The organism is Nocardioides imazamoxiresistens (assembly GCF_032378595.1).
GTDB lineage: Bacteria > Actinomycetota > Actinomycetes > Propionibacteriales > Nocardioidaceae > Nocardioides > Nocardioides imazamoxiresistens.
Window position 1 is genome coordinate 187,321 of record NZ_JAVYII010000001.1, and the last position, 20,548, is coordinate 207,868.

At 70.9% G+C, this 20,548-nt stretch carries 16 protein-coding genes; 7 read left to right on the forward strand and 9 right to left on the reverse strand.

Features of this window, described 5'->3' with window-relative positions; all coding sequences use genetic code 11:
* Positions 1–27 precede the first annotated feature (27 nt).
* The 4 genes from RDV89_RS00945 to RDV89_RS00960 form a co-directional block, all read right to left on the reverse strand.
* Positions 28–1,191 (reverse strand): restriction endonuclease, encoded by a 1,164-nt coding sequence (locus tag RDV89_RS00945; protein WP_315730573.1) that lies wholly within the window; start codon positions 1,189–1,191, stop codon positions 28–30.
* 393 nt (positions 1,192–1,584) lie between these two features.
* A complete protein-coding gene (locus tag RDV89_RS00950) occupies positions 1,585–2,835 on the reverse strand; it encodes a hypothetical protein (RefSeq protein WP_315730574.1) in 1,251 nt (416 codons plus the stop codon).
* Positions 2,814–3,368: a DUF4365 domain-containing protein gene (locus RDV89_RS00955; protein ID WP_315730575.1), complete on the reverse strand. Its 555-nt coding sequence runs from the start codon at positions 3,366–3,368 to the stop codon at positions 2,814–2,816. The genes RDV89_RS00950 and RDV89_RS00955 overlap by 22 nt, the downstream gene beginning before the upstream one ends.
* A gap of 357 nt (positions 3,369–3,725) precedes the next feature.
* On the reverse strand, positions 3,726–4,355 hold the full coding sequence (locus RDV89_RS00960; protein WP_315730576.1) for a hypothetical protein: 630 nt from the start codon (positions 4,353–4,355) through the stop codon (positions 3,726–3,728).
* A 19-nt stretch (positions 4,356–4,374) separates the two neighbouring features.
* Here RDV89_RS00960 and RDV89_RS00965 point away from each other — a divergent pair, with 19 nt between their 5' ends.
* The gene (locus RDV89_RS00965; RefSeq protein WP_315730577.1) at positions 4,375–4,920 is read left to right on the forward strand and encodes a hypothetical protein; all 546 of its coding nucleotides are present in this window, start codon (positions 4,375–4,377) and stop codon (positions 4,918–4,920) included.
* Positions 4,921–4,947: 27 nt separating this feature from the next.
* Here RDV89_RS00965 and RDV89_RS00970 read toward each other — a convergent pair whose 3' ends face one another.
* Both RDV89_RS00970 and RDV89_RS00975 read right to left on the reverse strand, forming a co-directional pair.
* Positions 4,948–6,096 carry an ATPase, T2SS/T4P/T4SS family gene (locus RDV89_RS00970; RefSeq protein WP_315730578.1) on the reverse strand — a complete coding sequence of 383 codons (1,149 nt, stop codon included), beginning with the start codon at positions 6,094–6,096 and terminating at the stop codon, positions 4,948–4,950.
* Between the two features lie 128 nt (positions 6,097–6,224).
* Positions 6,225–6,803, reverse strand: coding sequence for a TetR/AcrR family transcriptional regulator (locus RDV89_RS00975; protein ID WP_315730579.1), 579 nt, complete (start codon positions 6,801–6,803; stop codon positions 6,225–6,227).
* A gap of 70 nt (positions 6,804–6,873) precedes the next feature.
* On the opposite strand from RDV89_RS00975, the gene RDV89_RS00980 reads away from it, so the two are divergent.
* Complete coding sequence (locus tag RDV89_RS00980; RefSeq protein WP_315730580.1) at positions 6,874–7,278, forward strand: VOC family protein; 405 nt, start codon at positions 6,874–6,876, stop codon at positions 7,276–7,278.
* A 95-nt stretch (positions 7,279–7,373) separates the two neighbouring features.
* Positions 7,374–10,271: a fibronectin type III domain-containing protein gene (locus RDV89_RS00985; protein ID WP_315730581.1), complete on the forward strand. Its 2,898-nt coding sequence runs from the start codon at positions 7,374–7,376 to the stop codon at positions 10,269–10,271.
* 28 nt (positions 10,272–10,299) lie between these two features.
* Here RDV89_RS00985 and RDV89_RS00990 read toward each other — a convergent pair whose 3' ends face one another.
* Positions 10,300–11,037, reverse strand: coding sequence for a MerR family transcriptional regulator (locus tag RDV89_RS00990; protein WP_315730582.1), 738 nt, complete (start codon positions 11,035–11,037; stop codon positions 10,300–10,302).
* A 138-nt stretch (positions 11,038–11,175) separates the two neighbouring features.
* Here RDV89_RS00990 and RDV89_RS00995 point away from each other — a divergent pair, with 138 nt between their 5' ends.
* On the forward strand, positions 11,176–12,330 hold the full coding sequence (locus RDV89_RS00995) for an acyl-CoA dehydrogenase family protein (protein ID WP_315730583.1): 1,155 nt from the start codon (positions 11,176–11,178) through the stop codon (positions 12,328–12,330).
* Between the two features lie 59 nt (positions 12,331–12,389).
* Entirely contained in the window at positions 12,390–14,960 is a 2,571-nt protein-coding gene (locus RDV89_RS01000) for a bifunctional FO biosynthesis protein CofGH (RefSeq protein WP_315730584.1), read from the forward strand.
* 104 nt (positions 14,961–15,064) lie between these two features.
* On the opposite strand, the gene npdG is transcribed toward RDV89_RS01000, so the two are convergent.
* Both npdG and RDV89_RS01010 read right to left on the reverse strand, forming a co-directional pair.
* Positions 15,065–15,751 (reverse strand): NADPH-dependent F420 reductase, encoded by a 687-nt coding sequence (gene npdG, locus RDV89_RS01005; protein WP_315730585.1) that lies wholly within the window; start codon positions 15,749–15,751, stop codon positions 15,065–15,067.
* Between the two features lie 112 nt (positions 15,752–15,863).
* The gene (locus RDV89_RS01010) at positions 15,864–17,522 is read right to left on the reverse strand and encodes an FAD-dependent oxidoreductase (protein ID WP_315730586.1); all 1,659 of its coding nucleotides are present in this window, start codon (positions 17,520–17,522) and stop codon (positions 15,864–15,866) included.
* 140 nt (positions 17,523–17,662) lie between these two features.
* On the opposite strand from RDV89_RS01010, the gene RDV89_RS01015 reads away from it, so the two are divergent.
* Together RDV89_RS01015 and RDV89_RS01020 are read left to right on the forward strand one after the other, a co-directional pair.
* Entirely contained in the window at positions 17,663–19,654 is a 1,992-nt protein-coding gene (locus RDV89_RS01015; protein WP_315730587.1) for an oxidoreductase, read from the forward strand.
* A 72-nt stretch (positions 19,655–19,726) separates the two neighbouring features.
* Positions 19,727–20,491 carry an SDR family NAD(P)-dependent oxidoreductase gene (locus tag RDV89_RS01020; protein WP_315730588.1) on the forward strand — a complete coding sequence of 255 codons (765 nt, stop codon included), beginning with the start codon at positions 19,727–19,729 and terminating at the stop codon, positions 20,489–20,491.
* Positions 20,492–20,548: the final 57 nt, after the last annotated feature.

The window sequence follows — 20,548 nt, forward strand, 5'->3', positions numbered from 1 at the left end:
GCACGCTCAGCGTTTCCCGACTCCTGCTCATTCATCGGGGTCGTGTTGACGGCGAGACGCCACGAAGGTGGTTGCGACGACGGCAACTGCGAGCACAAGGGCACACAGCATCCCGACCATCTCCTGCGTCTCTTCACTCGGCGACCCAGCGACGGGATCCACACCCCGGCCGAACGAGGACATCGCCCCGACGGCTACGCCGATGGCCGACCATCTGGTGGGGCGGCCGTACTTGGCCGCGGCCTGACCAGTGGCCCACGCGAGGCCGCCGGACACCACTACGGCGACAACTAGGCCCAACGTCACGCGAGCTACCTCTGCGCCGGTGTCAGCGGCGAAGGCGGCCCACATGGCGGCGATCGCCAAATAGACGGCTACCCACAGGGGAAGAGCCACAACGAGCTCTACGCCCGGCGGGACCGTCCAACGTGAACGGCGGTCCACACGCACAGGCGGCACATAGGGCACCTGAGGCAGCCCATGAGGGTGCGGGAACGGATGGCGCCCCAGACGCTCACTCTCGTGGCCAGCAGCGAGGCCCGGCGAGGGGGCTGCGGCCCCGTCCTCGGTCACTGCTCGTGCGAGCCGGTTGTTTGCCTCGCGGCCTGCTATCGCGGCGAAAACTGCATGCGCCTGAGCGAGATCGGCCGAGGTCTGCGTTCCCGCAGCCGCGCGCTCCGCAATTTCGTCGAGTTCGAACAGCGACCTGGCGTCCTGTGTCGTCCGCTCCGAGATGTTGACGTCCGCTGCCACCTCGCGAGTTGGCGACCCATCTGTAGACGTATGAGCACGACGTGCCCGGTCCGACAGTGCAAGGCTCGCGACCTCATTCGCTGGTCGGACGCCTCCCGGCCAATCGAACAACCACAGCGCCACACCCGTGGCGTCGGCGTAGTCGATCGCCTGCTGCGAGTAGGAAGTACCTGTGAAGAAATGGAGGTCCCGTGACCCACCGCGAGCGCCGGCTCCGTACAGCTGCTGGACCGCTGGCGCGCCTACCTGATGTGCTTTGAACTTGACCTGTGCCGCCACGTCCTCGCCGAGAACGTCGAGGCCCCCGTCAGCACCGCCGGCGGTTACGCGCGCGTCTGAGTAGCCGAGATACACCAGCCAAGCTGCGCCAAGGCCCTCGGCGATCTCCCAGTCGGAGACTTCTCTCGGTCCCCCGTACACCGCTGCATCTGTCCGCACGCGAGCAGCGTAGATCGGAGTTCTGACAGTCGGCAGGCCTACCCATCGACGCCGCACAACCGTTGCGCAGGCGGTGTCGACGGGCCCATCGCGCTCGTCTCTAATTGGTCGTCAGCGCCCGCCGGCCACACGGCGCCGACGATGCCGACGACGCTGCGTGGTTCCCGCCCGAGTCGTCGGTGAAAGGCACCCCATCGCAGCCTTTGGGGACCGCGACGTGCTCATGCGAGTCGGCGGGCTACGCATCAGCGAGACCGACGCCGTCGCCCTGCTCATCCTCGCCTGGAACGTCTACCGAGCCGGCGAGACCAGGACCAAACTGCAGCTACCCACGGGCGGGCTGACGAACAAGAACTTCCCGGTGCCACGGTGAGAGACGGTCAGGCGCTCCGCTCAGTCCGCTTGCGTCGGCCCGCCGCCTTCTGATGCGGCTCGGAACTGCAGAAAGGTCAGGTCGGCAACGACGTGGCCACCCAACTTCCAGCCGCTGCCCGTCTTCTCTAGGATCCCACGCACCGAGAACGGAAGCCGCTTCTGATGCGCCCAGATGGCCCAGTCGTAGTCGTTTCCACGCAACGAGACCGAGACCTTGGCTGAACGGTGGTCGATGTCTGCGCGTATGACCACGTCACCCTCGACATCGAGCGACTTGTCCGATTCGGACAGTTTCAGTCCGATCACCGGTCCGACGATTTCTTCCTCGCGCGGCTCGACCCTCTTGACCAGACGATCCTCAATCGACTCAAGCGCGATGATCGACTCCCGATCAATGTGAAGCTCGCTCGCAACGGTGTTGTCCACGGGCTCGAGGGCTGACCACTCGAAGTTGAGGCCGAGACCCGCGACACCCTCGGTGGATCCAACCGATCGAAGGGCACGGACCAAAGGCAGGCGCATACCGCCAGCAAGAGCATCCTCGAACGCCCCCGCCTGCTTCTCGTCTCGTGCCAGATCCCTCGTGACCTCGAGACTGCGTGCCAGCGTCGTCATGACGCGCCGCGTGTAATTCTCGGTTCCTGGAGCCGCCGCATCGGCGTTCTTTCCTTGCTGCTGTTCTGCGGACCGCGGGTCACTGGAGTCTGACGCCGAGTGCTCTGGGACGTTGAGGCGGGCCGCCACAGTGATGATGAAACTACCCCGCTTGGTGTGCCCCATGCGAACGTCCTCGTTGAGGAACTCCTGTACGTAGTTCGGGATCCGGCCACCCACAGCACTGCTGCTCGGGTTGTGCGCCACCAGGGCGGACGATCGAATCATCGTGTCGATCCCGTCAAGCAACACGCTAGCCTGCCGGAGCGGAATGGTGCCGTCACGTGACGTCTGGTCGAGACGAAGAAAGAACAGATCAGCCCGGACAGACGCCACATGCTCCGCCACCGCCGCAAGCGTCCAGTCGTAGACCGACGAGATCGAGCTGACAGCCTGCGCCAACCGTCGGCTGTAGTCGTCTAGGGCTGAGTTTCGCGGGAGGTGGATGAGAGAGGGGAACCCCGATGTCACGTCGGGATGCGACCACACCTGCTCAAACCCAAGATCCTGCTGGCACGTCCAATTCTCAGTCCCCAAGAACTGCGCGATGGCGGCGTCGGTGAGGATGTCCGTGTACTCACCGAACTGCTGACTCAGACGGTCTGCGGCTGCCACTTGCTCGCCTCCTCCATCAGCTCAAGAACCTTCGCCGGCGAGAGCAAGTTGGCTTTGGGAAGATGCACGGTCTGATGGCCCTGGGACGACTTCAAGGCCGGCAGATCGTGACCCCACAGGTAGTACATGTGACTCTTCGAAAGCAGGCCCGTCTGGTCGAGGTGGACCCAGTCCCAATAGTCCACCGCTGTTACCATGACGCACAGTAGCGCCGGCGTTCCCCGGTTTAGCTTGCTCATCTTGGCCACCGAGCGCGTGTCGAGCGACCACGCGATCGTGTTCTGCTTGGTCGCGTTCTTCCGCCCAGTGCACTTCAACTGCACGTCGATCTTCGGCCCATAGCGGTCGGGCGAGTAGTCCACGCCGGACGACAACGTCACGTCCATGCAGTCGTAATCCTGGCCCCACTCGCCAACGGTCAAGCCGGTCACGCTGGCGAGCACCTTGATGTACGCCTTGCTGATCTCTTCTCGCATCGCGTTGACCGGCAGCGATCCCTCAGGATTGGTGTGCGAACCCTTGGTAGCGGTCACCAGGCGAACTCCCCCGTGTGCATAACGCTCATGGAAGCAGGTCTCCTGTGCGCACAAGGCGAGAACGACGGAAGTCGCTTGAAGAACCACCCTAGGTGGGCCCTATGGAAGTCGTAGCACCAGGTGGCCTCGATGCGTCGTGCTGTTGAGCTCGGCGCTTTCATGGCGGGATGCACTCCAGTCGTAGACGCCTGATCGGCCAGATCGGAGCCCACGAGTCCTGGGCCCGCACCACCGACCGCTCCGCTCGTACAGCGCCGGCACGAGCGGCCCTCGAGCAGAAGTTCCTCGATGAGGCCGACGGTGACCCCATCCGCGCCGAACACCTTCGGAAGGCGCACTACGCGCGGATGGCCTTCAAGTCTGCGGAGGCACGGCGGCGTTGAAGTCGGCAGAGGACTTCAGTACTACCCCGGGCGACTCGGGCTCGTAGGAGCAGAGCGCGTTCAGCACAACGCCGGCGATGTCTCGCAAGGTCCAGGGCAGGTCATCCCAGTCGTGCGAGGCAAGCAGCTCAGCCGTCACCTTCTCTCGTGCGCTCTTGGGTTGGCGGTAGTGGACGCCGCCCAGGACGTTCGCCGCGTACCGCACTACGTCATCAACCGACCGCGATTCGGACGCCTGCGCGCCGCGGACGGCGATTTGGGCAGCCTCGAGCGCGCAGAACTCCATTAGCGTCAGCGAGGCCGTGTTCGTCTCCGTGTCGTACGGAACCAAGCCACGGGACAGAATGGTGGCCCCATTTCCATCTCCGGTGCCGACTACCGTGACGCTGACCGGGGTTCGGACCTCGAACCGAAGGCCGTCCACCTCCGCCCCGAGAGCGTCCTGAAGCAGGGTCGGGGCTCGTCGGTCGACGAGCAGCAGTCGGAGTAACCCAGCCGCCCTGATGACGTCGTAGCGGGAGTTGTCAGCCGCGGTTCGTTGCCGAAGTTCGATCAGAATGTGGCCGAGCAACTCTCGCGCCGCGATCTCGTTGTCGGACACGATCGGCAGACTACGGCTCGTGTCGATCGCAGCGTTCGTGCTTGCCCTGTGCAGCCTGGTTATCGCGACCGCCAGTCTTGGCTGGCAGGTCTCGATGTGGCTCTTGACCGCCGGCCGTCCGCGCGTGCGGCTCAAGCACGGCCTCGCCTCCCCGGTCGGTAGCTACCTGTCCTACGTTCCGAAGTCCGGCGCACCCGCCGATCTCTACGCGCTCACACGGCAGGGCATCAGCGGCGAGGAGGTCGTTGCCGTTCAAGTCGCGAACGTTGGACGCATCCCACTCGTCATCACGGGGTACAGCCTCGCGCTCGAAGGCGGCACCGTCAGGTATCACGTGCACGGCGAGGCCGTTGGCCCGACGCTCCCCCACACCATCGATCCTGGCGCATCGGCGATGTGGATGGCGCCCATGGAACGAGCAACACGCTTGGCTCACGCGTCGACAGGCGTCGAGGAGCACCGCAACCGCGCTTTCGTAGTCGTGGAAACCGGGTTAGGACGAGCGGTTCGAACGAAGACCGCAGTCGACCTGGCCGAGGCCCGGCGTCGGAACGGACATGAGTGATCCCAGGGACACCGGACCCCTCTCCCGTCACGCCGCACTTCTCGCCAGGGGCAGTGTTTGTTTCCCGCCTACTGTCGCAAGCAAAGTGATCCGGGGCGCCGGACCCAGCAAACCGACCGCCACGCCCACTCTCGCCAGCCGACGCACAGCTAGGCCCGCATTCAGTCTTCGATGCCGGCGCAAGTAGATCGGAACAGCAGGGACAGGTCGCAGCCCCTTCCAACTGCTCCGATGCCGACGACATTGCACCGGGGTTGCTCGCACCTCCTCTGGCCGGGGCATTTTTGGCGTGAGATGGCAAGAGTCGGCGAAGGCACGGCGGGGATGATCGGTCGCCGCCTTTCGGACCCGACATGTTCGCCCTCTGGTGCACTCGGGGTGCGGGAACCGCAGCTCGAAGACCTCCTCGGCCGACACGACGCGATCACCGCCCGGGATCGCGGCCGCGAGGCAGTTGAGCATGGTCGTCTTGCCCGCCTGCGTGCCGCCGGCGACGAGCACGTTGAGGCCCGCACGCACGGCGGCGGTGAGGAAGGCGGCCGCCTGCGGGGTGAGGCTGCGCAGCTCCACCAGGTCGCCCAGCGTCGCGGCCTTGAGGAGGAACTTGCGGATGTTGACCGCGGTGAACCCGCGGCTGATGCCCTCCAGCACGACGTGCAGCCGGTGGCCGTCGGGCAGGGTCGCGTCGACGAAGGGCCGGGAGATGTCGAGGCGGCGGCCGCTGGTCTTCAGCATCCGCTCGACCAGCTCGGCGACCTGCTCGTGGCTGAGCATCAGCGGGGTCAGCTCGTGGCGACCGTCGCGCGCGACGAAGACGCGGCTCGGGTCGTTGATCCAGATCTCCTCGACCGTCGGGTCGTCGAGGTACGCCTGCAGCGGCCCGAACCCCGCCACCCGCGCCACGAGCTCGGCCACCACGCCGGCGGGGTCGGCGAGTCGCGCCACCGTGCCGGCCAGGGCACGGTCGTCGTGCTCGCGCGCCGCGTCCTCGGCCAGGCGCCGCACGGCGGGGCCGTCGCGCTGCGGGTCGACCCCGTGGGCCCGCACGAGCTCGCGCACCCGCGCGTCGAGGGCGTCGACGACGTCCGCGGGGGCAGGACGCAGCGGGCGTACGCCGGTCGGCGGACGCTGGCGCGCTGCCTCGTGCGCACGCGCGTCGGCATCGGCGATCGTCATGACGGTGTCCTCGTCCCGAGTAGAGGTCCTGTGCGATAGCGGACTTCATTGGACGCCAACCGATTCGCCGATCGCAACCGTCAGGTCACGATTTCACCGAATCTGTGGACAACCGCGCCGACGTCGGATCACCGCACGACGCTGCCGAGGAGCCGGTCGAGCGCGTCGTGCGCCGACTCCCGGCGTCGCTGGCCCGGGGCCCCCTGGGCGACCCACAGCGCCGCCTCGTTCATCGCGCCGGACAGCTGCGCGGTGGTCGCGTCCAGCAGGTCGGCCTCGACCCCCACGGCCTGCAGCGCCTCGCGCAGGTGCACGACGGCGTGGGCGGCGTCGATCTCGCGCCACTGCTCCCAGCCCAGCGCCGCGGGTGCGTCGCGCAGCAGCACGCGCGCGACGCCGGGCGCCGTGACCGCGTCGACGAAGGCGTGGCAGCCGGCTCGCAGCTGGTCGCCCGGGTCCGCCCCGGCCGCCTCCGCCGCGACGACGACCGCTGCCGCGACCCCTTCCTGGTGCTCCGCCACGACGGCCGCGAGCAGCCCCGCCTTGTTCCGGTAGTGGTGGTAGACCGCGCCCCGGGTCACCGACGCACGCTCGGCGACGTCGTCCAGCGAGACGCCGGCGAAGCCCCGCTCGGCGAACAGGTCGGCGGCCGCGGCCAGTACGTCGGCGGCGGTCTGCGCGGCAGCCGCCGCGGTGGCTCGGGGCATGGCTCTTCCTTTACGTGCACAACGTATGTATGTTGCTCTTACATTCGGATCGTACGTAAAGGAGCGCGTCATGCCCACCACCGGCTTCTACCCCGTCCTGATGTCCGACGACGTCGCCGCCGCCGCCGCCGCCTTCTACCGCGACGCGCTCGGCTTCACCACCACCTACGACTCGGACTGGTACGTCAGCCTGCGCCTCGACGACTTCGAGCTGGCGATCGTGGCCCACGACCACCCGACGGTCCCCGCGGCGTACCGTCACCTCCCCCGCGGCGTCCTCGTCAACCTCGAGATCGACGACGTCGACGCCCTGCACGCCCACCTCGTCGACGACCTGGGCCACGAGCCCGTGCTCGCGCTGCGCGACGAGGACTTCGGCCAGCGGCACTTCATCGTCGCCGCGCCCGACGGCGTGCTCCTCGACGTCATCCAGCCGATCGCGCCGAGCGCGGAGTTCGCCGAGGCGTTCGCCTGACGCTCGCGGCCGCAGAGCCTCCGGGGTGCCCGGATCGCGACCAATACACCCCTTCCGCCACACAGACCACACTCGTCCCACTACATTGCTCGGCTGTGCCGGTCAAACATCTCGCCCGCGTGTCGCGCCTGCGCCTCGGGGCGGCCCTCGCCGTCGGCGCGCTCCTGCTCGCCCCCGGCCTGCACGCGGTGCTGCCGCCGGACGCGACGCCCCCGACCGACGCGACCGCCGACGTCGTGACGCTGGACGCGGCGACCGGTTCGACGACCGGCACCGCGAGCTCCACCGACACCCCGGGCACCACCGCGGCCACCGCGGCCACCGCGAGAACCTCCGCCGACGCCAGCACCACCGCCGCTACCACCGCCACCGCGACCGCGGCCTCCCCGGTCCGCGTCGCGGTCTACATGCCGTTCGACAACGGCGGCCGCACCGGCATCGTGCTGCCCCGCGACCACACCCCCCGCCTGCTCGGCGGCTTCTCCTGGGACCTGCACAAGGCCCCCGGCGCGGCGGTGCGGCCGCAGATGTCCTCGCCCGACGGCGAGGTCTCGCTGCGGGTCGCACGGATCGACAGCAACAACAACGGCGCCGGCACGATGGTGACGCTCGACGTCAGCGTCGCGGGCACCTTCGTGGGCCAGATCCGCTTCGGCCACCTGCGCGACCTGCGCGTATCCACCTCGTCGGGGCCCTTCTCCCCCGGCACGCAGATCGGCAGCCTCGCGGTCGGCACGGCGCCCTACGCCGGCTGCGCCGACGGCACCTCCGACGGGTGGCCCTACTCCTCCTCGTGGCGGGTCTGCACCACCAACGGCATCCACACCCACACCGACCTCCAGCGCTCCTGCTGGGCGAGCTTCGGCACCAACGTGACCGTCGGCGCGACGACCCCGATCGCCGTCATGTCGACGGCCTCGGCGACCAGCCGCAACGCGCAGTGCAGCGCCGCCGAGCTGCAGGACGCGGTCCTCCCCGCCCCGGTCGACGGCCAGTTCGTGGTCTCCGGCGGGCGCACGTACCGCCTCGCCGGCGGCGCCCCGGTCTACGTGTCCTCCTGGGCGCCGTTCGGCGGCCAGAAGCCGACGATCACGTACTCCGCCTCCCAGTTCGCCGAGCTCGCCCGCTACCCCGCCGACGGCACGCTGCTGCGCGGCCTGCCCTCGCAGCGCCTCTTCCGCGTGGCCGGCGGATCGCCGCTGCTGCTCACCTCCGCTCCCGACGGACCGGTCGTCGAGGTCGACGACGCCGCGCTCGACCGGATCAGCACCAGCGCGCCGTGGGACCGCCTGCTGGCCCGCCCCGCCGACGGCACGTTCCTCATCGCCAAGCCCTCCAACGCGGTCTTCCGCGTCGCCGGCGGGTCGCCGCAGTGGGTCGACTCGTGGACCGCGTTCGGCGGCCGCCAGCCCACCGTCACCGTCGACGACGCCACCATCGACCGCGTCGGCGAGGGCGGCGACTGGGACCGGCTGACCGTCTACCCCGCCGACGGCACGGTGCTCCGCACGGTCTCGGACGGCCGGCTCTACCGCGTCGCCGGCGGCGCTCCGCTGCACGTGCGCTCGCTGTCGCTGCTCGAGCGCAGCGATGTGCCCGTGACCACCGTGGCCGACACCGTCGTCGACGGCGCCGGGTGGTCCGGGCGCGGGCACCGCAACCTGCTCGGCACCCCGGCCGACGGGACGTTCGTGTACGCGCACTCCGGCGGCGTCTACACCTTCGTCGGCGGAGCGGCGTTCTTCGTCGAGAGCTGGAACCCCTACGGCGGGCCGAGCCGCAGCGTGCACGTCGACGCCGAGGCGCTCGCCCAGCGCGGCACGACGGCGCAACCGTGGGGCGGGCACGTGCGCAAGACCCCCTACGACGGCACCTTCGTGCGCGTCCTCGACGGCCCGTCGGCCGGCACCGCCCGCGCCGCCGGCCGCGCCCTGTTCGGGCTCTCCTCCTGCGCCCGGTTCCCCGGCTGCGCGGGCGCCAGCGGCGTCACGGGGCAGGCGTACGCCACCTACACCGACTGGATCCCGAACGCCGCCGCCGGCACCCTCGTGCGCTTCCTGCCGACCACGGGCGCCTTCCGCTTCGACGGCGCGGGCGGCTGCTCCCCGGTGGCCTCCGCGCCGGCCGGGACCGTCGAGGTCAACGACTACGACCACCCGTGCACCCTGGCGGCCCCCGCCGCGCCCGGCACGCCGCAGGTCGTCGTGGGCGACCGCAGCGCCGAGGTGTCGTGGACGGCGCCGACGCAGACCGGCGGCCGCCCGCTGACCGGCTACACGGTGGCGGCGACCCCCGCCGGGGGCGGTACGCCCGTCTCCCTGGACGCCGCGGCCGGCACCACGCGGGCCGTCCTCGACGGCCTGGCCAACGGCACCGGTTACACCGTCCAGGTCCGCGCCCGCAACGCCGTCGGCACGAGCGTGCCGGCCACCGCCGCCGGCCAGGTCGTGCCCCGCGGCGTCCCCGGTCAGGTCGGCGGCGTGAGCACGAGCGTCACGGCCAGCACGCTGCAGGTGAGCTGGTCGCCCGCGTACCCCAACGGGGCGAGCGTGAGCGGCTACGTCGTCACCGTGGGCGGCACGACGATCGAGGTGCCCGGCGGCACCACGCGGGCGACGGTGCCGGGGCTGACGCAGGGCCGGCACACGGTGACCGTGACCGCCCGCAACGTGGCCGGGTCGTCGACGCCGAGCGCGGCGCGCACCGTGGTGGTCACGGCCGCGCCCCCGCGTACCCCCGCCGCTCCGACGGTGCGTGCGAGCGGCACGACCGTGACGGTCAGCTGGGCGGCCGCGGACGACTCCGGCGGTCCGATCACGGGCTACACGCTCGTGCGCGACGACGTGCACCGCGTCGAGCTCGCCGCCGGGCGTCGCAGCCTCACCCTCTACGACGTGCCGGTGGGTCGCCACACCTTCGTGCTCGTCGCGACCAACGCCTCCGGCAGCACGAGCAGCGCGGCGACGACCGTCGACGTCCGCGCGACGCCCTGACCCCGCGTCCCCCGCGTGGGGCGGCGGGTCAGCGGCGGCGCAGGGACCGCTCGATGACCTGGTTGGCGGCGCGCTGGAAGCCGACGACGACCCCCTCGAGCGTGACGCGGCGCAGGGCGGCGACGGTGCGCTCCATGCGCGCGGCCTCCTCCGGCCCGTGCTGCTCGGCGCGGAACGGACGCACGACCTGCGTGCGCAGGATCTCGGTGAGCTCGTCGGCGAGCTCGCTCATGTGCCGGTTGATGGCGTCGGTCGACGCGATGATGCTGGTCAGCGGCACGTCGAGGTCGAGCATCTCCAGGCCGAGGTCGAAGCCGGCGAGCACGACGTAGCCGTCCCCGTCGACCGCGACCGCCCCCACGGCCGCGAGCGTCTCGATGTCCTCGTCGGACAGCGCGCGCCCCGCCCGCTTCTCGAGCCGGCGGCGGCTCTGCCGCTCGGGCGGCGTGGTCGTCCAGGAGGTCAGCATCGCGCGCTGCAGCGCCAGCTCCTCGACGCTGGCGCCCTCGGGCAGCGAGCCCAGGTAGCGCTCGATGGCCTGCAGCGTGAACCCGTGGTCCTGCAGCGCCCGCACCATCTCCAGGCGCGCCAGGTGCGCGTCGCCGTAGTACGCCACCCGCCCGCGCCGCTCGGGCGCCGGGATGAGGCCGAGACTGGCGTAGTAGCGCGTCGTGCGGACCGTCGTGCCGGCTTTCGCCGAGAGCTCGTCGATGGTCATGCCGGCCGCGGGTGCGGGGTCGGCGAGGTCGCTCGGCTGCTCGGTCACGACCGCGACAGTAGTGCTGTCAGGTTTCCGGGGGCAACGCGACCACGCCCGCGAGGGCGTACGCCGCCACCCCTTGCACCATGACAGTTTCGCTGTAACAGTTGCGCTGTCGCATGGTCCGCCGACCCAGGAGCCCGCATGTCCCTCGCCAGCGCCGCCGACATCCTCGACACCGAGCACGAGGACTTCCGCGCGATGATCCGCACGTTCCTCGAGAAGGAGGTCGTGCCCCACCACGACGCCTGGGAGGCCGACGGCGTGGTCGACCGCGAGATCTGGCGCAAGGCGGGCGCGACCGGGCTGCTCAGCTTCGACGTGCCGGAGGAGTTCGGCGGCCTCGGCCTCGACGACTTCCGCTACAACATGGTGGTCGCGGAGGAGATCAGCCGGGTGGGCGCCAGCGGGCTCGGCTTCCCGGTCCACACCGACATCATCGTCCCCTACATCGCCGAGCTCGGCACGCAGGAGCAGAAGGAGCGCTGGCTGCCCGGCTGCGTCTCCGGCGACATCGTCACCGCCATCGCGATGACCGAGCCCGGCGCCGGCTCGGACCTCCAGGGCATCCGCACCTCGGCCGTCGACAAGGGCGACCACTACGTCCTCAACGGCTCCAAGACCTTCATCTCCAACGGCATCCTGGCCGACCTCGTCATCGTGGTCGCGCGCACGAACCCCGACGCCGGCCACAACGGCATCAGCCTGCTGGTCGTCGAGCGCGGCATGGAGGGCTTCACCCGCGGCCGCAACCTCGACAAGGTCGGCATGAAGGCCCAGGACACCGCCGAGCTGTTCTTCGACAACGTCGTCGTGCCGAAGGAGAACCTGCTCGGCGAGGAGGGCTCCGGCTTCGTCTCGCTGATGGTGAACCTGCCCCGCGAGCGCGTCTCGATCGCGGCCATCGCCGTCGCCGCCTGCGAGCACGTCCTGCGGATCACGATGGACTACGTCAAGGAGCGCGAGGCGTTCGGGCGCCCGATCAGCAAGTTCCAGAACACCCGCTTCACGCTCGCCGAGATGGCCACCGAGGTCCACATCGCCCGCGTCTTCGTCAACGACACGGTCATGAAGCTCAACCGCGGGGAGGTCGACACCGCGCTCGCCTCGATGGCCAAGTGGTGGACCACGGAGCTGCAGACCAAGCTCGTCGACCAGGGCGTCCAGCTCCACGGCGGCTACGGCTACATGATGGAGTACCCCATCGCGAAGGCCTTCGTGGACAGCCGGATCCAGACGATCTACGGCGGCACGACCGAGATCCAGAAGGAGATCATCGGTCGCATGCTGGGCCTGTGAAGCGCTTCTAATTGATGCGTATCATTTACAGGAACTCGGGCCGTCAGTAGGCTGCACAGGTGACCGACGCACCGACTCCCCAGCAGGTCCGACGCGCTCTGGTGCGGGCGGAGCGGGGGGCGAGTCTGGACGTCGCCGAGGCGGCAGCGCTGCTGGCGGCGCGGGGCGAGGAGCTCGACCGGCTGTGCACGGTGGCGGCGCGGGTGCGCGACGCGGGCCTGCTCGCCGCAGGACGCCCGGACGTGGTCACCTACTCCCCGAAGGTGTTCATCCCGGTCACCCGGCTGTGCCGCGACCGGTGCCACTACTGCACGTTCGTGGAGACCCCGAAGCAGGGCGAGCGGGCGGGCCGGGCGGCGTACCTGGAGCCCGACGAGATCCTGGAGATCGCCCGCAAGGGTGCCGAGGTCGGCTGCCTCGAGGCGCTGTTCACCCTCGGTGACCGTCCCGAGGACCGGTGGCCCGAGGCGCAGCAGTGGCTCGACGAGCGCGGCTACGACTCGACGATCTCCTACGTGCGGGCCATGGCGGTGCGGGTGCTGGAGGAGACCGGCCTGCTGCCCCACCTCAACCCCGGTGTGATGACGTGGGAGGAGATGAACCGGCTCAAGCCGGTCTCCCCGTCGATGGGGATGATGCTGGAGACCACCTCGACGCGGCTGTTCACCACCAAGGGCGAGGCCCACCACGGCTCGCCCGACAAGGACCCCGCGGTGCGCCTGCGCACCCTCACCGACGCCGGGCGCCTGGCGGTGCCGTTCACGACCGGGCTGCTGGTCGGGATCGGCGAGACGCTCACCGAGCGCGCCGAGACCGTGTTCGCGCTGCGGCAGGTGATGCGCACCTTCGGGCACGTCCAGGAGGTGATCGTCCAGAACTTCCGCGCCAAGCCCGACACCGCGATGCGTCACAGCGACGACCTGGGCCTGGACGAGTACCGCGCCGCGATCGCCGTCACCCGCGTGCTGCTGGGCCCCAAGGCACGCGTGCAGGCCCCGCCGAACCTCGTCGACCACTCCGAGGGCGCAGCCGAGTGCAGGGCGCTGCTCGACGCCGGCGTCGACGACTGGGGCGGGGTCTCGCCGCTGACGCCCGACCACGTCAACCCCGAGCGGCCCTGGCCCTCGCTGGAGCGGCTGCGCTCGATCACCGCGTCCTGCGGGTTCACCCTGCGTCCGCGCCTGACCGTGCACCCCGAGTACGTCACCGGCGCGCTGAGGGCCGAGGAGCCCTGGCTCGACCCCCGCGTCGCCGCGCACGTCACCGCGCTCGCGGCCCCCGACGGCCTCGCGCGCGACGGCGTACGCCCGGTCGGCCTGCCGTGGCAGGAGCCCGACCCGAGCCTCGCCCAGAGCGACGGGTTCGGGCAGGGCTTCGGGCGCGTGGACCTGCACGCCGAGGTCGACACCACCGGACGCACCGAGGACCGGCGCAGCGACTTCGACACCGTCTACGGCGACTGGGACGCCGTGCGGGAGGCGGCGCGTGCGGCCTCGGGAGGCGGCGACGGGACGGGGGCGCCGGCGGTCAACCTCGCCGAGGGCCGCGAGGCCCTGGCGGCGGCGGAGCGCGACCCCGGCAACCTGTCGGACGCCCACGCGTACACGCTGATCACCGCCGAGGGCGACCTGTTGGCCGAGGTCTGCGCGCTGGCCGACCAGTTGCGCGCCGAGACCGTCGGTGACGACGTGACCTACGTGGTGAACCGGAACATCAACTTCACCAACGTCTGCTACGTCGGCTGCCGCTTCTGCGCGTTCGCGCAGCGGCGCACCGACGCCGACGCGTACTCGCTCTCGCTGGACCAGGTCGCCGACCGCGCCGCCGAGGCGTGGGACCTGGGCGCGACCGAGGTCTGCATGCAGGGCGGCATCGACCCCCAGATGCCCGGCACCGCGTACTTCGACATCGCCGCCGCCGTGAAGGCCCGCGTGCCCGAGATGCACGTGCACGCCTACTCGCCGATGGAGGTCCTCAACGGCTCGAACCGCACCGGGCTCTCGTTCGAGGACTTCCTCATCAAGGCCCGCGAGGCCGGCCTGGACTCGCTGCCCGGCACGGCCGCGGAGATCCTCGACGACGAGGTCCGCTGGATCCTGACCAAGGGCAAGCTGCCCACCGCGACCTGGGTCGAGATCATCTCCACCGCGCACCGCATCGGGCTGCCGACCACGAGCACGATGATGTACGGCCACGTCGACAACCCGCGGCACTGGGTCGGGCACCTCAACGTCCTCAAGGGCGTCCAGGACACGGCGCGGGAGAACGGCAGCCGCGGGTTCACCGAGTTCGTGCCCCTGCCGTTCGTGCACTCCTCCTCGCCGATCTACCTCGCCGGCGTCGCCCGCTCCGGGCCCAGCCTGCGCGACAACCTCGCCGTGCACGCGATGGCCCGCATCCTGCTCCACGGTCGGATCCACAACATCCAGACCAGCTGGGTCAAGCTCGGCGTCGAGGGCACCCGCCTCATGCTGCGCGCCGGCGCCAACGACGTCGGCGGCACCCTCATGGAGGAGACCATCTCGCGCATGGCCGGCTCCGAGCACGGCTCCGCCAAGACCGTCGCCGAGCTCGAGGAGATCGGCGCCGGCATCGGCCGCCCCGTCGTCGCCCGCCGCACCACCTACTGATGCACACACGCACGAGGTCGCGGTACCTCCGATAGTTCTCGACTATCGGAGGTACCGCGACCTCGGTGGTGCGGGTGGTGCGGGTGGTGGGGGCGTACGCCCGCTCAGACGTCGGTGACGCGCACGCCCGCGTGGGACTTGTAGCGGCGGTTGATCGCGATCAGGTTCGCGGTCAGGGCCTCGACCTGGTGCGCGTTGCGGCGCCGGCCGGCGTAGACGCCCCGCACGCCCGGGATGGTGCCCGCCAGGTCCTGGACCAGGTCGGTGGCCTCGCGCTCGTCACCCAGCACCAGCACGTCGGTGTCGACCGAGGCGACCTCGGGGTCCTCCAGCAGCACCGCGGAGACGTTGTGGAACGCGCCCACGACGGTCGAGTCGGGCAGCACGGCCTGGGCCTGCTCGGTGGCCGAGCCCTCCTCCACCTCCAGCGCGTAGGGGCCCTGCTTGTCGAAGCCCAGCGGGTTCACGCAGTCGACCACGACCTTGCCGGCCAGCTGCTCGCGCAGCGACTCCAGCAGCTCCTTGTGCCCGTCCCACGGCACCACGACCAGCACCACGTCACCGGCCGCCGCGGCGCCGGCGTTGTCCGAACCCGACACCGCACCCGCCGCGTCGCCCAGGCCGGCGACCAGCTCCGAGGCCGCGGCCTCGCCCTTCTCCGCGGTGCGCGAGCCCAGCACGACTGACAGGCCCGCCAGCGCGAACCGACGCGCCAACCCCCGACCCTGCGGACCCGTCCCTCCCAGGACGGCGATGGTCTTGCCCTGCAGGCTCTCCGGCACGGTGCTCACGCTTGCTCCTCTGGGGTCGGGGTCGACCGATCATGGCCGACCCGGTGGGGGTGGTACGCACGCCGTCCGCACCGTGGCCGGCCGACGGGCCGGACGGTGGACGTCGCGACCGTCAGGCCGAGGCCCGGGCGGTCGACAGCATGGCAGCGACGTCGACGACCTTGACGCGGGGTCGGCCCTGCTCGCGGCCCTGGCGACGCTCGTGGTCGTCCAGCGCGCGCCAGCCGCCGACGTCGACGCTGTCCTCGAGCAGCTCGGCGACGTCGTCGCCGCTGGGCTCGCCGAGTCGGCCGGCCATCAGGTCGTCGAAGAGGGCGCCGACGCTCTCGCGCGCGCACGCCTTGTTCGTGCCGACGACGCCGGAGGGACCGCGCTTGATCCAGCCCGTGACGTAGACGCCCGGCACGGCCTCGTCGCCGTCCAGCACCCGCCCGTCGGTGTTCGGCACGACGGCGCGCTCCTCGTCGAACGGCAGACCCGCGACCGGGGCGCCGCGGTAGCCCACCGAGCGCAGCACGAGCCCGCACGCGAGGTCCTCGGTCTCCCCCGACCCGACCGCGCGGACGATCCCCTCGGCCTCGACGAGGTCGTTGCGCTCGAGACGCACCGCCTCGACGTGGTCGTCGCCGAGCAGGGCCGTCGGGGAGGCGAGGAAGCGCAGCAGCACGTCGCGCTCGCCGGAGCCGCCGGAAGTGCCCGCCCCGTCGGCACCCTCCGCGATCTCCTGGAGCAGCTCGACCTTGGTCTCGGCGGCGACGTCGGTGGTCGCGACGTCGGCGACCTCGTCGGCGGCGACCACGACGCGTACGCCCTCGGCGCCGCGCAGACCGAGCAGCTCGGGGCTCGTGAAGGCCGCCTGGGCGGCCCCGCGGCGACCGACCACCACGACCTCGCGCACCTTGGACGCGCGCAGCGCCTCGAGGGCGTGGTCCGCGATGTCGGTGCGGGCGAGGGCCTCGGGGTCCTGGGTGAGCACACGGGCGACGTCGAGCGCCACGTTGCCGTTGCCGAGCACCACGACGCGCTCGGAGGAGAGGTCGAAGTCGAGGTGGGCGTAGTCGGGGTGGCCGTTGTACCAGGCGACGAACGAGGTGGCGGAGTGGCTGCCGGGCAGGTCCTCCCCCTCGATCCCGAGCCGGCGGTCGTGCATCGCGCCCACCGCGTAGACCACCGCGTGGTAGCGCTCCGCGAGCTGGTCGTGGGTGACGCTGGCGCCGACCTCGGTGTTGAGGAACAGGCGGACGTTCTGCTTGCGCAGCAGGGTGGCGAAGGCGTCGCCGACGGCCTTGGTGTCCTGGTGGTCGGGCGCGATGCCGTAGCGGACGAGCCCGTAGGGCGTCGGCAGCCGCTCGAACATGTCGACCTCGACGGTGAGCCCGCGCTGCGTTGTCAGCTCCTCGACGGCGTAGAAGGCGGCCGGCCCGGTGCCCACGACCGCGACGCGCAGCGTGCCCTCGAAGCCGGAGAAGTCACGACGCTCGGGGTTCGGGGGCGTCTCGTCGTAGCCGGTGTGCGCCGGGTCGGAGAAGTAGCGGGCGTTGATCTCCTCGAAGCGCACCGCGTCGCCCTCGAGCTCGTAGTCGGCGTAGATCGCGCTGACCGGGCAGGCGTCGACGCAGGCACCGCACTCGATGCAGCCGTCCGGGTCGATGTAGAGCATCTCGGCCGTGCCGTAGTCGGGCTCGTCCGGCGTCGGGTGGATGCAGTTGACCGGGCACACCGGCACGCAGGACGCGTCGTTGCAGCAGCTGCGCGTGATGACGTAGGTCATGTCCGCTCCTCGTCGTGCTCGATCGGCCCGCACCGTTGCGCGAGACCCTCTTCCGTCCTAACGTGACCTGAACCATACTAATCATGCACATCAACTTGGCGCGACCGGTTCCGGGAGGTCGTGGAGGAGGAGCAGGGCCGATGAGCACGACCGCCCACGCAACGTACTCGCACATCTTCTCGCCGGTCACCGTGGGGACGATGCAGCTGCGCAACCGCGTGATGATGCCGCCCCACGCCTCCGCCATCGGCAACATCTACGGCACCGACGAGGAGGCCGCGCGCAACATCGCGTACTTCGTCGACCGCTGCCGCGACGACGGCCCCGCGTGGGTGGGCAGCCTGTCCACCCACGTGCGCAACCACCTGATCCCCGGCTTCGAGCCGACCGGCGTCGGCGCCGCGACCCTCGGCTTCTTCCGGCTCCCCTTCTTCGTCGAGCGGGTGCAGGCCTACTGCGACGCCCTGCACGCGCTGGACTCGCGCGTCACCGTGCAGATGGTGCACCAGGGCGGCATGCCGCACGGCGCCTCGAACGTGATGAGCGCCCCGGTGATCAACCTGATGCCGCACGTCATGGACACCGACGACATCGACGAGTTCGTGAAGGAGTACGCCCACTCCGCCCGGCTCGCGCAGGAGGGCCGCGCCGACGGCGTCGAGCTGCACCTGAACCACGACGACCTGCACGAGTGGTTCCTCTCCCCCTTCACCAACCGCCGCACCGACGCGTACGGCGGGTCCCTGGAGAACCGCGCGCGGTTCGCCGTCGAGTGCATCCGGGCGATCCGCGACGTCGTCGGCACGAGCATGACCGTCGGGGTGCGCCTCAACATCCGCGAGGAGGTCCCGGAGGGCTACGGGGTCGACGGGGGCATCGAGCTGGCGCAGTACCTCGAGTCCACCGGCCTCATCGACTACGTGCACGGCGTGGTCGGCAGCCCGTGGGGCAACCCGAGCTACATCCAGCCCACCTACTTCGACCCGGCGCAGTACGCCGAGCTGGCCGGCGAGCTGCGCGCCGCGATCTCGCTCCCGGTCGTCCACACCGGACGGATCAACGACCCCGACGTGGCCGAGCGCGTGCTCGCGGCCGGGCACGCCGACGTGGTCGGCATCGCCCGCGCCCACATCGCCGACGGCGACCTGCTCGCCAAGGCCCGCGACGGGCGGCAGGCCGACATCCGGCCCTGCGTCGGCGGCAACGAGTGCATCTCGCGGCGCTACGTCGAGAACCTGCCGTTCGGCTGCGCCGTCAACCCGGCGACCAGCCACGAGGACGAGGCGCCCTGGACCAACCCCGCCCCGGGCCGCCGGCTGCTCGTGGTCGGCGGCGGGCCCGCCGGCATGGAGCTCGCGGCGCTGGCCACCGAGGGCGGGATGAGCGTGCAGCTCGTGGAGGCGGCCGACGAGCTCGGCGGCCAGCTGCGCTACGTCGCCAAGGCGCCCCGCCACGAGAACTACGGCAAGTACCTCGACTGGCAGACGCGCCGCCTGGCCGGCCTCGGCGTCGACGTCCGGCTCGGCACGCGCCTCGACGCCGACGCCGTCCGCGCGGCCGGGGCCGACGTCGTGGCCGTCGCGACGGGTGCGGGCCCGCGCCGGCCCGAGATCCGCGGGGTCGAGGCGGAGCACGTGCTCGACGTCCGCGACGTCCTCGCCGGCACGGCCTCCCCCGGCCGCCGCGTGCTGGTCGTGGCGCAGGACGACCACGTCGCGCCCCTCACCGTCGCCGACCACCTCGCGGGCGCCGGGCACGAGGTGCACGTCGTGTACGCGACGCACCAGCCCGCGCCCCTGCTGGGCCGCTACATCATCGGCGGCATCCTGGGCCGGCTGGACGCGCAGGACGTGCAGATGACGTTCATGGAGGAGGTCGTCGGCATCGAGCGGCACACCGTGACGACGCGCAACGTGTACTCGTGGCGCGAGCGCACCCACGCGTTCCAGTTCGACTCCGTCGTGCTCGCCTGCGGCAGCGTCGCCGACCCGTCGCTCTACGACGCCCTGCGCACCGAGGGCTCCGGCGGCGCCGAGCTGCACCTGCTGGGCGACGCGTACGCCCCGCGGCGCCTCGTCTTCGCGACCCGACAGGCCTGGGCCCTGGCCCAGCAGCTGGTCACGTCCGGCTGAGGCCCGAGAACCACCCGAGAACCACCCCAGACCACCCGAGACCACCCGCACCACCGAGAACGAGGAGAACAGATGCTGCTCAAGGACAAGGTCGCGCTCGTCACCGCCGGAGCCTCCGGCATGGGCCGCGCCGGCGCCGAGGCGTTCGCCCGCGAGGGCGCCCACGTGGTCGTCGTCGACCTGAACGAGCAGGCCGCGAAGGAGACCGTCGCGGGCATCGAGGAGGCCGGCGGCAGCGCCGCGTACGCCGCCGTCGACGTGCGCGACCTGGCCGCGCTCAAGGAGCTCGCCGCCGGCGTCACGAAGGACCACGGCAAGCTCGACGTGCTCTACAACAACGTCGGCATCCCCGGCGCCGCCGGTCTCGACCTCAGCGAGGACGAGTGGGACTTCGGCCTCGAGATCAACGGCCGGGCCAGCTTCTTCCTGTCCGGCTACCTCATGGACGCGCTCAAGGCGTCGGGCAACGCGTCGGTCATCTTCACCAGCTCCACGTCGGGGCTCGTGGGCTCGCCCTTCAGCCCGATGTACTCCTTCACCAAGGGCGGCGTGATCGCGCTCGTGCGCTCCATGGCGCTGGCGCACGCCGCCGACGGCATCCGGGTCAACGCGATCGCCCCCGGCTCGGTCGAGACCCCCGGCCTGCCCGGCTTCTTCCGCATCGACGACCCCGAGGAGATCGAGCGCCGCAAGGCCGCGTTCTTCTCGACGATCCCGCTGGGCCGCGCCTCGCAGCCGGAGGAGATCGCGCAGGTCGCACTGTTCCTGGCCAGCGACATGTCCAGCTACGTCACCGGCGTGACCATCCCGGTGGACGGCGGTCTGACCGCGAAGTGACGTCGGCCTGACCCGACGACGGGACCGTGGCGGTGGTGGCCACGGTCCCGTCGTCGT